Origin of the sequence: Microscilla marina ATCC 23134 (genome assembly GCF_000169175.1) — a bacterium.
Lineage (GTDB): Bacteria > Bacteroidota > Bacteroidia > Cytophagales > Microscillaceae > Microscilla > Microscilla marina.
The window spans coordinates 185,342-199,373 of record NZ_AAWS01000001.1 but is presented as its reverse complement, the minus strand read 5'-3'; the positions used below and the strand labels follow the sequence as shown (position 1 = coordinate 199,373).

At 40.8% G+C, this 14,032-nt stretch carries 7 protein-coding genes; 5 read left to right on the top strand and 2 right to left on the bottom strand.

Annotated features, from left to right (window positions below; all coding sequences use genetic code 11):
* Window positions 1-164 precede the first annotated feature (164 nt).
* The 5 genes from M23134_RS00740 (at window position 165) to M23134_RS00720 (ending at window position 9,999) form a co-directional block, all read left to right on the top strand.
* On the top strand, window positions 165-593 hold the full coding sequence (locus M23134_RS00740; protein ID WP_002692829.1) for a hypothetical protein: 429 nt from the start codon (window positions 165-167) through the stop codon (window positions 591-593).
* Window positions 594-893: 300 nt separating this feature from the next.
* Complete coding sequence (locus tag M23134_RS00735; RefSeq protein WP_002692826.1) at window positions 894-1,619, top strand: head GIN domain-containing protein; 726 nt, start codon at window positions 894-896, stop codon at window positions 1,617-1,619.
* Window positions 1,620-2,002: 383 nt separating this feature from the next.
* A complete protein-coding gene (locus M23134_RS00730) occupies window positions 2,003-3,706 on the top strand; it encodes a hydroxysqualene dehydroxylase (protein ID WP_002692825.1) in 1,704 nt (567 codons plus the stop codon).
* A 20-nt stretch (window positions 3,707-3,726) separates the two neighbouring features.
* Window positions 3,727-4,410, top strand: coding sequence for a transmembrane-type terpene cyclase (locus M23134_RS00725; protein WP_002692822.1), 684 nt, complete (start codon window positions 3,727-3,729; stop codon window positions 4,408-4,410).
* 237 nt (window positions 4,411-4,647) lie between these two features.
* The gene (locus M23134_RS00720; RefSeq protein WP_002692820.1) at window positions 4,648-9,999 is read left to right on the top strand and encodes an AAA family ATPase; all 5,352 of its coding nucleotides are present in this window, start codon (window positions 4,648-4,650) and stop codon (window positions 9,997-9,999) included.
* 31 nt (window positions 10,000-10,030) lie between these two features.
* Here M23134_RS00720 and M23134_RS00715 read toward each other — a convergent pair whose 3' ends face one another.
* Window positions 10,031-11,395 (bottom strand): cytochrome P450, encoded by a 1,365-nt coding sequence (locus M23134_RS00715; RefSeq protein ID WP_045112745.1) that lies wholly within the window; start codon window positions 11,393-11,395, stop codon window positions 10,031-10,033.
* 199 nt (window positions 11,396-11,594) lie between these two features.
* Complete coding sequence (locus M23134_RS00710) at window positions 11,595-13,544, bottom strand: DUF294 nucleotidyltransferase-like domain-containing protein (protein ID WP_002692817.1); 1,950 nt, start codon at window positions 13,542-13,544, stop codon at window positions 11,595-11,597.
* Window positions 13,545-14,032: the final 488 nt, after the last annotated feature.

Here is a 14,032-nt window from a genome sequence, read left to right as displayed (position 1 = left end):
AAAACATTTTTGACTACTCCTTATCAAGTTTTGGGTTTTAAGCTTCACCCAATGTACCAAGAAATTGGAGCAAATATACTTTTTAGTCTCGTTGGGCAACGTGAAAGTGAGCATTTCTACTTTTTAATGGTTAAATTGGGGATATTTACAAAAATTTACGGTTTATGGAAGATACAATTGTCTTATATGAAGATACCCATCTCAAAAGCACTTTTTTCACTACTAAAAAGTATATTCTCAACTACTGGACAGGAAGCGGTTTCTTGACTGATGAGCTTTTTAAAGAAGGTATGACGGGAGTAGCCAAGGCTGCCCTTGAACACGATGCCAAGGGTATTTTGGTAAATACTCTTAAGTTTGATTTGCCTATTTCGCCAGAACTACAACAATGGTATAATGAAAATATAGTACCTATGCACCTGGCAGCGGGCATTACTCGAATGGCATTTTTATTAACTGACGATTTTTATGCACAACTATCTATTGAGCAAACCATGGCCGAACAACAAGCTAAAGCCCAGGTTACCCAATATTTTAATGATTATGCCAAGGCTGAACAATGGCTCATGGCACCTGATAGTGGCTTGCTTTAACAAATAAATAAACACTCTTTCCGTGTTGGTCTTAGAGCTTGTAAGGCCAACACTTGCCTCATGAATCATTGGCAAACTTCAGGTAATCATTGTTTTTAAGCACAGGCTGTGTACACATTCTAATTGGTAAATGAATATGTATTCATTGCACCCATTTTCCTATGATTCAATAGGTTTATTATTTTTTGTTGTACCACATTATTTTTTTTCTGTCAAGGCAACCCTTTGTTACTACTACTGGTCTACCCTCCTAATAAATGAAACTTTTACAAACAACGTTTTATACTCAACTAATTGACCATGAGAAAGATTTTAAGTACCAGCATTGCCTTATTAGCTCTACTTACGCTAAATGCTTGCTACCGCAATGATTTTAACTGTATAAAAGGTAATGGGACTACAGTAGAAGTAAAAAAAGTATTTGATGAAGAAATACACACGATATCGAGCAGTCTGCCTGCCAATGTGTACATTACCCAGGGAGATACTCAAGAGGTAATACTAAAGGCGCAAAAGAATATTCTCGACATTGTCGCCTTTTATGTAGATAGAGGCGAATTAGTCATGAAAATTGCGGGGGGCAAATGTATTCGTAAAACTGACATTGAAGTATTTATCACCATACCCACCATCAAAAAAGTAAGTCTGAAGGGCGCCGGACAAATCATAGGTCAAAACCTGTGGGATTCGCCAAACCTGGAAGTGATATTGAGCGGGGCAGGCAAAATAAAAGCCGAAATTAAGAGCAATAGTGTATACACCAAAACATCGGGCGCCGGACAAATAAAGCTTAGGGGGAACACCCAAACCCAGCAAGTAACACTGTCGGGTGTAGGCAACTATGAAGCTTTTGACCTGGTAAGCAATAAGACTACTATAGAGCTAAGAGGAGCGGGCAATTGTGAAGTACACGTGACCCAAGAGCTGGACGCTACCATTAGCGGAAGCGGTAATATCAACTATAAAGGTAACCCTTCGATACGCAAAGACATTAGTGGTGTTGGAAGTGTGACCAAGGCTGGCTAAATTTTCAGGCTTATTGCCCGATGCATTTGGTATGTATCGGGCTTTTTTAGTAGCAAAATAAGTCATTCTTCCCCCTCTTATATCCTCCCAATGATCATGGCATTTTGGCTTATCTCACCTCTTTATTCCAGACTTTTTAATGTTTACCCAAGCAGTTAGACAAGTCTATTTCTTTCAGGTAGTTTTACGCCTGCACACACTCGTAAAAATAATTTCTGATAATCTCACAAAACACAAAATAATTGTTTATTATCGAGAAACTTTACAATCGCTCTGAATACATTGATAAAACCTAAACAAATTTGTATTCAGCCTATCTACAGGGCACCCAAAAACAGCCCGAACAATCAAAAAAACAATAAGTAAACCTAAAACCTATTTTTATGCCTAAAAAAGTAATTGTACTGGGAGGAGGAGTAGCTGGTATGAGTGCTGCTCACGAATTGATTACCCGCGGATTTGAGGTAGAAGTGTATGAGGTAAAAAAAATACCCGGAGGAAAAGCCAGAAGTATTCATGTACCCAACAGCGCCAAAGATGGGCGTAAGCCTTTGCCAGGCGAACATGGGTTTAGATTTTTCCCTCGCTTTTATAAGCACGTTACCGATACAATGAAGCACATACCATACGGCAACAACCCCAATGGGGTGTTGGACAACCTGGTGCAAGCCGACCGAGCAGAAATGGCGCGCTATACTAAAAAGCCAATCAAGTTGCTTACCCGATTTCCAAGGGATTTGGCCGATTTAGAAACTTTATTCAAAGAAGTTTTTGACAGTGATACGGGGTTAGAACCTCACGAAATAGAGTTTTTTGCGGGCAGACTTTGGCAATTGATGACAAGTTGTTATGAAAGGCGCTTGGCTGAATATGAAAAAATATCGTGGTGGGATTTTATAGAAGCCGACGGAAAGTCAGAGGCTTACCAAAACCTTTTGGCTATTGGGCTTACCAGAACCCTAGTAGCAGCCAAAGCCAAACAAGCCAGTGCCCGAACAGGTGGCGATGTACTTTTGCAATTGATGTTTGACATTGCCGAACCAGGTGAAAGCAGTGACCGACTGCTCAATGGTCCTACCAACGATGTATGGGTAGACCCCTGGCTTAGTTTTTTGCAAGAGAAGGGGGTAAACTACCAACTTGAAGCTACTATAAAATCTATCAATTGTAGTGGAGAAAACATAACCAGTGCTACTATCGAAAAAGCAGGAGAAACCTTTGAGGTGCAAGGAGATTATTACATAGCTGCAGTGCCAGTAGAGGTAATGGCGAGGCTGCTCAACGATGATTTGCTTAAAGCAGACGCAGGATTGGCCACCATCAAAGACTTAGCACAGTCTGTATCGTGGATGAACGGCATACAGTTTTACTTGAACACAGATGTAAAGATTGTGCACGGACACACCATATACATCAATAGCGAATGGGCTTTGACTTCTATCTCTCAAGCCCAGTTTTGGGAACATATTAACCTGGCCAACTACGGTGATGGTACAGTCAAAGGGATTTTGTCGGTAGACATATCAGACTGGTACACACCCGGAGAACTACACAAAAAACCAGCGTCGCAGTGTACCAGAGAAGAGATAAAAGAGGAAGTATGGCATCAACTCAAGAAAAGTTTGGATGCTTTGGGAGCTGAAGTACTCAAAGATGAATATTTACACGATTGGTTTCTTGACCCTGACATTGTGTTTCCGGTAGAAAAAAACCAGGGCACTCAAAAAGATACCAACATAGAGCCTTTGCTGGTAAATAAAAAAGATACCTGGAGGTTGCGCCCTGAATCATATACTGCTATTCCCAACTTTTTTCTGGCTTCAGATTATGTGCGCACTTACACCGACCTGGCCACCATGGAAGGAGCCAATGAAGCGGCCCGAAGAGCTGTCAACCATATTATTGATACTGCCAAGTTGGATTTGCCCAAGTGCGAATTATGGAAATTACACGAGCCTGATATACTGGAATTGTGGCGCGCCAAAGATAAAGAACGTTTTGACAAGGGTTTGCCTTGGGATGGAGAGTTTGTAGGTGAAGGGTGCCTCAACGCAATTATGAAGCCTTTCCGCAAAATATTTTCTTAAACCAACTAAACCCTACAACAATGTTATTAACGCTTTTTGGGTCTGACCCCTGGATTAACCTCAAAGACTACACCCCTTTTGTGCTCATTACTTTTGGCATAGGCTGTTTGTTATGGGCAGTAGTATATGTCATTGTCATTAGAGATATTATAAAAACCAAAAAAATAGATATTCCCAATGCCGCTATTTGCTGTAACTTTGCCTGGGAAATTTACTGGGGATTATTTTATCACACCAATATGGGAAGGCTGTTTGAGTGGGCTTACTTTATTTGGTTTTTTCTGGACATGTTCATCGTTTACTCCATGTTTAAGTACGGCGCCAGTCAAGCTATTACGCCTGGTACCAAAAAACTACACGTACCCGCGATGGCCATTATATTGACTATGTGGCTGGTTATTTTTTATTTCGAAATCCCTCAATACGACGACCCCGTTGGGGCACTATCGGGATGGATCGTCAATGTATATATGAGTGTGCTTTTTTGCTATCTAAAAATAAGAACGCCTGAGTTTGGCCTTAACCGTTGGGTGGCAGTGGGTAAATTTTTAGGTACAGGATTTTGTACGTCAGTAGTATTTGTAAACCTCTATGCCAATAAAACACTGGTGGCATTATGCTTTATTTTTGCTGCATTTGACCTCATTTATATTTATCTTGTATTTACAGGGCCCAAGGCTTCGGATGTGCATGCCAGCAATTAACCTTTTGATCACTATACAATGACCAATTTACTTGGTGTGAGGCATTGCTTTATACACCAGTGTTCACACCAAGTAATTGATAATCAACAAACTGCATTTAAACATTGTATACACGTGAATAGTTGCTATAAAAAAACAGTTTGGCACTTTACTTGGGCATTACATTGTCAAGTACTTCAGGCAAATTCGGATAGTTAAAGTTAAATATAAGTTCAGCTAAATTAGCCTTTAAGTTATATGCTTTCAACCCAAGGAACACTCTTACAAGGAACACTTTTATATGAAAGTCCTTCTACTAAAGTATATTGTCAGAAAACTGACAATGGCGAAAACCAAGTAGTAGTAAAAGTACTCAGTGAAGAGTTTCCCTCTTCTGAAAAACTGGTACAGTTTAACAATGAATACCATATAGTAAAAAACCTGAATATACCAGGTATACGAAAGGTGTTCAAAAAAGAAAAAGTAGGGGATTATCATGCCTTGTTTTTAGAGTACATCCAAGGGCAAAAACTAGGAGAACTATGTAACAGCCAACCTGTATCGCTTTCGTCTTTCTTACATATTGCGATCCAACTTGCCCATACTCTAGGCGAACTGCACCAACAGCATGTCATACACAAAGACATTAACCCTAACAATGTAATCGTTGACAAAGACAAACAGGCATACATTATTGACTTTGGTATTGCCGCAAAGATTAACCTTAAGACTACCCATTTGGGTAATCCCAAGAACCTAGAGGGTACGCTCCCTTATATATCGCCTGAGCAAACCGGTAGAATGAACCGAATCATTGACTACCGTACCGATTTGTACTCATTGGGCGCTACTTTTTATGAGCTGCTCACTGGCAAAACTCCTTTTGAAAGTACCGACTCGCTAGAACTTATCCATGCACACATAGCCAAGCCTCCCCTACCACCTAAACACATTTTAAATGACATACCCAAGGTGGTTTCTGACATTGTATTAAAATTACTCGCAAAAAACGCCGAGGACCGCTACCAATCGGCTTATGGACTAAAGCATGACCTACAACGGTGCATTGACTTACTCAATACCAAGGCAAAGGTTCCTTACTTCGCACCTGCCCAAAACGATTACTCAGGCAAGTTTCAAATACCACAAAAGTTGTATGGACGTAGCCACGAACTTGACATACTCATGCAATCTTTTCGGTTGGTGAGTGAGGGCAAAACTCAAATGGTATTGGTGGCGGGTTATTCGGGGGTTGGTAAGTCAGCCCTGATCAACGAAATACACAAGCCTATTACTGAAAAAAGCGGGAATTTTATCAAAGGTAAATATGACCAGTACCAACGCGATGTGCCTTATTTTGCGATTATTCAAGCCATCAAAGAGTTTGTAAACTCGCTACTGACCAATGATCCTGAATATTTAAATGCCTGGAAAAAAAACATTTTGGCTGCCATAGGTACAAATGGCAAAGTACTTACTGAGGTAATTCCAGCGCTTGAGCTCATCATAGGAGTACAACCCGAAGTACCAACATTGGGCTTATCTGAAAGCCAAAGCAGGTTTAATTATACCTTTCGCCGCTTTATAAAGGCTATAGCCCACCAAGACCACCCTTTGGTCATTTTTATAGATGATTTGCAATGGGCTGATGCGGCTTCTTTGATGCTGCTAAGAGATGTGGCAATCGACGAAGAGGTACGATACCTTATGTTAATAGGAGCCTACCGCAACAATGAGGTAGACGAGATACACCCCCTGGCTCAGTTACTTAAAGCTACCCGGCAAGAATTGGCTTCTACTTTTAAGGCACAATACCTACAAGAAATCACCATTGAACCATTGTTGTTAGAAGACATTGCTACACTATTGGTTGATACCTTGAATGCACCTCTAGCTCAGGTGCAGGATTTTGCTCAGTTAATACACAAAAAAACGGCTGGCAATGCCTTTTTTATCAATCAATTCTTACTCTCGCTTTATGAACAAAAATTTCTTCAATATAGCTTTGAGAGTAAAACCTGGCAATGGAACCTTGACAACATTCGTGGGCTCAACATCACCGATAATGTGGTAGAGTTAATGACCCAAAAGATTCAAAAACTCTCCAAAACTACTCAGGAAACCCTTCAGTTTGCGGCCTGTATAGGCAATCTTTTTAATATACACGACCTTGCCATAGTATGTAAAAGCGCTCAAAGCAAAATAGCTACCCACCTGCAACAAGCTATGTTGGAAGGCTTGATCTTTCCGGCCGATAACCAATATAAGCTGGCAGAACTGGTAGAAGAACTACCTACTCAAAATGACTTGAAAATTATTTACCGTTTTGCGCATGACCGCATCCAGCAAGCAGTGTACTCATTAATTCCTGAACAAAAAAAACAAGTCATTCATAAAGATATTGGCGAATTGCTGTTGCAAAGTATACCTGAGTCTACCTGGAGCAAACATATATTTGATATAGTAAACCACTTAAACTATGGCTCCTTGCTCATTGATCAACAAGAGGAAAAGATTAATCTGGCATCGCTCAACCTGAAAGCCGCACAAAAAGCCAAAGCATCAGCCGCTTTTACCCCAGCCCTCCACTACGCCCAAAAAGGCATTGAATTATTGCCTCCCGATGGTTGGCAGTCGCACAATGAAATGATGCAGCAATTGCATGCCGAAGCCGCAGAAGCCAGTTTTCTTGCGAGCCAGTTTGAGCAAACGATCTCTTTTGCTCAGGACGCATTACAGCATTCAGAAGATGTACTTGATAAGATCAGAATTTATGAAGTGCTCATTTATACTTATGACACCCAAAAATTGTTGGAAAAAGCCTTGGAAACGGCACTAAAAGCCTTGAAAGAATTGGGTATCAGCCTGCCGGCAAAACCAGGTGTTCCACAGGTACTTGGGGCAATTGTTAAAACAAAGCGGGCTTTGCCAGGGAAAAAAGTCCTTGCTCAGGCACAAAAGCCCGCTATGATGGATGCTCAGCGATTGGCGGCAATGAAAATACTATCCAGTATGTCGTCTACTGCTTATCGTTCAAACCCTGAGCTTTATGTGCTCATTACACTATTGAATGTACGCCTTAGTGTCAAATATGGCAATGCCCCACAATCACCTTTTGGTTTTGCTACCTATGGAGCCATCCTAAATGGTGCTTTGGGTGACGTAAAAACTGCCACTGCTGCTGGAAAACTCTCCCTTGAGCTATTAACAAAATTTAGTACTGCCGAGCACTTGCCCAAGGTATACATGGCACATTACACTGCCATTGCTCCCTGGATTACCTCTATGCATGATGTGATGGAAAAGTTTGACGATGCCGCCAGAGTGGGACTGGAAGTGGGTGATTTAAATTTTACTCCAGTGGCACTCACCGTTAAGCTGGCTTATCATTACATGATAGGCACTCAGTGTTCTACCGTAGAGTCAGAAGCTAACAAAGCCAAAAGGATTTTACAACGCATCAATTCTGAAGGATATATTTTATGGTATAATATGTACCTTCAGGTAATAGGCAACTTGCAGGAAAACACTGAAAAACCTTATGAACTATCAGGTAAAATTTACCAGGAAAAAGACATTAAATTTCATATAGAAGCAGGCGACAAAACAGTGCTCCACGCATTTTATACTTTCAAACTTTCGCTTGCCTATTTGTTTGAAGCATACGACGAGGGCCTGACATACATCAAAGACATAAAACCTTATATGGAAGGGGGGCTTTCGCAAGCAATGATGGCCATGTATTGTTTTTATGCTTCTCTTAATTACTTATCACTGTGCGACACAGCCACCAACGCCCAAACAAAAAAATACCTGAGAAAATCTAAAAAACTGCAAGGTAAGCTCAGAAAATGGGCAAAAAATGCGGCGATGAACTACGAGCACAGGTATTTGTTGATTGAAGCAGAAAGAATGCGTGTTTTAAGAAATGATGGCAAAGCGGGAGAGTTATACAATAAGGCTATAGCCTTGTCAAGGAGCAACGGGTTTATGAACCATCACGCACTTGCCAATGAACTGGCAGGAAAGTTTTATCATCACAAGGGAGCCCAGTTTAAACACCTGACCACGCTTTATATCAATCAGGCTTACAAAAGCTATAAATATTGGGGGGCGACTGCCAAGGTAAACCTCATTGAGCAAAAATACAAACAATACCTCGTTTCGAGTGCTGTACCAACCGTGATGACAACTTCTGCCTCACTCGGAACCATTTCGGCTACGGGCAACTTGTCTAAAGCACTTGACTTAAACAGCGTGATGAAAGCATCTCAGGCTTTGTCGAGCGAAATTGTACTGGGTCAGTTGCTGGAAAAAGTAATGAAAGTAGTGATTGAAAACGCGGGCGCCCAAAGGGGTGTGCTACTGTTGTCAAAAAACGATCAATTATTGATAGAAGCCGAAAGCAATGTAGACAACACTCAGGTAGAAGTGCTTCAGTCTATTCCTATTGAACAAGTAGATGGTTTGACAGAAAACCCCAAACTATCGAGCAAAATAGTAAACTACGTAGTAAGAACTCAAAAAAGTTTGGTGCTCAATAATGCGTCTAAAGAAGGAGCATTCACTCAATTGCAGTATGTAAAAAAATGTAAACCTAAATCTATTTTATGCCTACCGTTGCTCAATCAAGGGCGACTCATTGGGGTTCTTTACCTCGAAAACCCATTATCGATTGGTGCATTTACCCCTGACCATCTCGAAGTATTAAATCTCTTATCGTCTCAAATGGCCATCTCTATAGAAAATGCCCTGTTTTATGAAAGCCTGGAAGATAAAGTAAAAGAAAGAACCCTAAAGCTAAGCCTTGCTTATGATGAAATAGAAGATAAAAATAAAAATATCACCGCAAGTATCAATTATGCCAGGCGTATTCAACATGCCATGCTGCCTCGCATAGACACGATCAAAGCCTGCCTGCCCGACTCATTTGTTTTGTTTAAACCACGCGATATTGTCTCTGGCGACTTTTACTTTTTTGCCGATGTACAGATTGCTCCTAATCATACCAAAAGCATACTAGCCGCTATAGACTGTACCGGGCACGGGGTGCCAGGTGCATTTATGAGTATGATTGGCAACGAAATACTCAAAGAAATCATTGAATTCAAAAAAATTACCCAAGCCGACCAGATATTGAATAAGCTACATAATGGCATCAATGCTGCTTTGCGCCAAGAAGAAACCTCTAACCGGGATGGAATGGATATGGCGCTATGTGTCATTGACCAAAAGCAGCGAACGGTAGAGTTTTCGGGAGCTAAAAACCCTTTGCTGTATGTACGAGGCAATGTTTTACACGAGATCAAAGGCAGCAAACTTCCCGTGGGGGGATTTCAAAAAGAATGGGACAGAGATTTTGAGGCAAGTGTGGTAACTTTGACTGACGAACCCACCTCTTTTTATATGTTTTCTGATGGGTACGCCGATCAGTTTGGAGGAGAGTTAGGCAAAAAGTTTATGAAAAAGTATTTTAAAAAGTTGTTGGTAGAAGTACACCAAAGACCAATGGAAGAACAACACCATGCACTAGACCATAACCTAAAGGATTGGATGAATAACAAACACGCACAAATTGATGATATACTGGTAGTAGGGTTTAAACTCTGATGCATGGTATTTTGCTTTGTAAGTACTTGCCTCATTTGGGCGCTACAAATAACCACAAACCGTTTTGAGGATACAAAGTAGATTCAAATGCTGGCAAAACTTCTACACTTTCATCTATTTGCCAGGTAAAATTTTGTAAAAGCATAATTAATATCAATTGAATCTCCATCATACCAAAGCGCTCACCTATACAACGACGAGGGCCAAAACCAAATGGTATATAAGACTTAAGCTTGGTAATGTCTACATCGGCAAAGCGTTCGGGTTTAAACTCCTCCGGGTTGTCCCAATACTTAGGGTTGCGGTGCAACATATAAGTAGATATAAAAATATTTCCGTTTTTCTTGATCAAGCACCCTTCTACCTCTTCTTCTTCTACATTGGAGCGGCTAAACAGCCAGGCAGGAGGATACAAACGTAAAGCTTCATAAATTACCTGCATCATATAGGGTAACTTACCCAATGCCGCAATGTCAGGCTTTTGGTTTCCAAGTTGTTGCTCTAGCTCTTCCCTGAGTTTTGCTTCTACTTTAGGGTTTTCACACAATAAATAAAGCAACCAGGTCACGGCATTGGCGCTGGTGTCTGTGCCTGCCACAAAAAACAGCTTTACTTCATCTATTACCTGCTGCAAATTCAGCGATTTACCTGTTTCGTTATCTTTAGAATGGAGCAAGAGATCAATCATAGAATAGGACTCATCCTTGGCTTGTGCACGCTTACTGATCACCTCTCCCACTATTTGGTCATACTCTATAATGGCTTTTTTTAATTTCTTATTGCTAGGCAATGGAATCCAGAAAGGAGGCGAAAAACCATTGCTTACCCTGCGCTTATTTTCGCTCAACATCAGCTCCATATTAGCCAACAAGGTTTGAATAGCCTGCTCGTTTAAACTTCCACCAAAAAGAGTGTCAGTAGCAATTGATACAGTCAAAGTATTGATGTCTTGGTGGGCATTAATGCTTTCTTTTGTCGCCTTTTGACTTTTTTTTCGCCAACGCTCTATCATACACATGGTATGATGCATCATATTGTCAAAATAAGACTCCACAGCTTGTTTACGAAAAACTGGGTTCATTATACGACGTTGGCTTACCCACAATTCGTCGTTGACAAAAACCAACCCATTACCAAAAATGCCACGGGCAATGTCAAAAAATATTCCTCCTTTGAGGTAATTCTTATAATTGGTTTTGAGAATATGAAAGATAGCCTCTTCACTGTTTGGGTAATAACAGTTTAAATGAGCCAGCCGAAACCGGGCAATGGGGCTGTTTAAACTTTCGAGGCGTTTAAAAAATGCGGGAGGGGATTTTCTAAATTCGGTGGCACTGCCTAATAAAAAATGGCCTTTAACAAAAGGAGGTTGGTTGGATTGGGTAATGCTGGACATTTGCTTGGTTAGTTTAGGTGATGCATACAAGTGATGTACTTCAATAATAGTAAGAAAATATATTAAAAGCAATCCCTCAGCTCGACTTTAGACCCTCATTTGTATACATTGCCTGCCGCTACAAATCTTTTGAAAACCAACAGGTTGCATCCAGCTGTTTTGTCAAGGCAGGCGTGTTTGGTTTTTGCTGAAAGTAACCTCACCTCAACAACCCAGTGCGGTACCGTGTATCCAGCACCTCCTGTATTTTTTCTATGGTTTTAAAAATATTCCGAATAGTTTGCCGCTCTAGTTTATTAAACTTATTAGGGTTCAGGTAACGCCCCGAATTGCCGTTTTTAAGCCCTTGTATTGCCCGGTGGCGCATCAATATTTCATACCCCATAGCAGCGGCTTCGCACAAAGGAGCCAACCCCTGGTTGATACTTGCTACTTGAGCAAAGCGCTCAAAAGTACTATTAAACCCAGGCAATTGATATTCGTAAGCCAATACCCTGGCAGCATCAATCAAAGGTACCATTGCCCTTGCTTTGATGTCGAACTCATTTTTATGTTGTCCGGATTTTTCTACAATAAAACTGCGAAAAAAGCTCAGTGGTGGAGGGTTGGTCAATGCCTTTTTGGCAAGGTAAGGTAAAAATAAGTTGGTCTTTTTGATTTCATTAAAAATGAAGCTTCTCAGGTTTTTCGCCAAAGACTCATCGCCTGCCACCGGGCGAAAATCAAAGAAAATGCTTACGTGCATCAACGAGTTATGATCGGGTTCGCTGATCCATTTATGAAAGTATTTTTCCCATTTGGCCACGGGTTGGTTCCATTTAGGGTTGTTTGCCATCATATGGCCAGGGCAGGCGTCAAACCCGCACTTCAGTAATATACGTGTGACTTCTTTGCCCAACTCAAGAAAATACTCCTTGGCTTTTTGCTCTTCTCCTTTGGGTGGGTTTTCATAAACAATGGCGTGGTCTTGATCAGTACGCAACAATTGCTCTTTGCGCCCTTCGCTGCCCATCGATAAAAACGCATATTGCAAATCGGGCACTACCCAACCTTTTTCCTGCAATTTTTGCGTAGCCAAAGAGGTAGCCTTGCGAATGAGCGAATCGTTGATCTCAGTAATAATATTGGAGATAAAAGGCACTGCCACTTCATTTTGCAAATAGCTCCAAATCAGTTTTTCGGCCTTGCCTCTGATAGCTACCAAACGCTCTACACTATTGGTTACGGAGATTTGCTTGGCAAGTACCGCAGGGTTATTGCCTTGTGCAATGAGCAAATCGCGCTGCGAAATAATACCTAAAGCAGGCGAAGCATCTGTACCGTCTTTCGTTACACAAAAGTGAGTGACTTTGTTATTGACCATCAAGAGCATAATTTCAGACACTGACAAATTAGGCTTGATGGTTTTTACCGGCGAACTCATGATCTCAGTGACAGGATTAGTTTTAATGGTTTCTTGTCGTGCCACCACCTTGCGCCTAAAGTCTGAGTCGGTAATAATACCCACCGGGTAGTTTTCATTATTCACTACCAATATAGACCCTACATTGAATATACTCATGATTTTGGCAGCCTCCCACACAGTGTGCGTTGGGCTACAGCTCACCATTTGTTTTGCCGGATTTATTTTTAATGTATCTGTATCATTTAAACTAATGGCTTCGGGTAACTCATCTTTGAGGGCGAGCATACGCTTCACCTTGGTCATGTCCTTCAGGTTATCGGTAATACCCCCTGAAGCAAAACCAGCCGCAAAATACATGGCTACTTTAGAGTTGCTTTCCATTACTTTGGCAAAAGCAGCAATGGGAATGGCATATAACAGGGTTTTTTCGGCAACAATTGCCGTAGATAAATAACGGTCGTTGGCCATCAAAGGGCGTATGCCAAATACTGAACCTTCATCGCACTCGTCTATCAATACTTCTTGCTCTCCTTGTTTGCGACTCAGTTTTATGTTGCCCTGTTTTACTACAAACACTGTAGGCAAGGGAGCATCTCCTTCTCTAAACAATACATCGCCCACCTCAAAATAGTTGAGATTTACCTGGGTAGCCAATTCGTTGAGCTCATCAGGGTTTATTTGATCAAAAGGGGGGTAGGTTTTTAAGAAATCGAGTACACTTTGTACAATTGTTTCTGAAGGCATTAGGGGTAATAATTAGGTGTTTTAAATACAGTTTTTTACTAAAGAATGGACAAAAGTAACCGTTTTAGTTACTCATTGTTCAAGCATTCCTAATAAGCTTTTTTAAAGGTTATCCAAACAGCTGAAAAAACTATTTTGGTTACAAGCCAAGGCTTGTTTCTGTGCCTTGCCAGGCTTAACTCTCCAAGATAAAAACCTTAAGCAAACGCCATCCATAAGTATAACAAAGTGCTTTTGCACAATATTTACTCCAATTTGGCTGTAAAGAAAAGAAATAAAGCTTGATATATGCAGTGCCACATCTTAAAATATTGAAAATTACTCCTATTTCCAGCTTTATTTAAAACGAATGTTAATAAAAGCCTACCTGTTGTAAGTTTTGACAACGTTTGCAGAAAAACAGACAAAACAGTAATTTACAAAGAAAATGGACTTTGTCAAGAAGGGATTGAAACACCAGTTCAAAAACTGGTGTTTCTTTATTTTGG

What these genes read in the sequence shown, in the direction of transcription:
- M23134_RS00735 (WP_002692826.1), top strand. Translation starts at nt 894, where the DNA reads ATGAGAAAGATTTTAAGTACCAGCATTGCCTTATTAGCTCTACTTACG.
- M23134_RS00715 (WP_045112745.1), bottom strand. Translation starts at nt 11,395, where the DNA reads ATGTCCAGCATTACCCAATCCAACCAACCTCCTTTTGTTAAAGGCCAT.
- M23134_RS00720 (WP_002692820.1), top strand. Translation starts at nt 4,648, where the DNA reads ATGCTTTCAACCCAAGGAACACTCTTACAAGGAACACTTTTATATGAA.
- M23134_RS00730 (WP_002692825.1), top strand. Translation starts at nt 2,003, where the DNA reads ATGCCTAAAAAAGTAATTGTACTGGGAGGAGGAGTAGCTGGTATGAGT.
- M23134_RS00725 (WP_002692822.1), top strand. Translation starts at nt 3,727, where the DNA reads ATGTTATTAACGCTTTTTGGGTCTGACCCCTGGATTAACCTCAAAGAC.
- M23134_RS00710 (WP_002692817.1), bottom strand. Translation starts at nt 13,544, where the DNA reads ATGCCTTCAGAAACAATTGTACAAAGTGTACTCGATTTCTTAAAAACC.
- M23134_RS00740 (WP_002692829.1), top strand. Translation starts at nt 165, where the DNA reads ATGGAAGATACAATTGTCTTATATGAAGATACCCATCTCAAAAGCACT.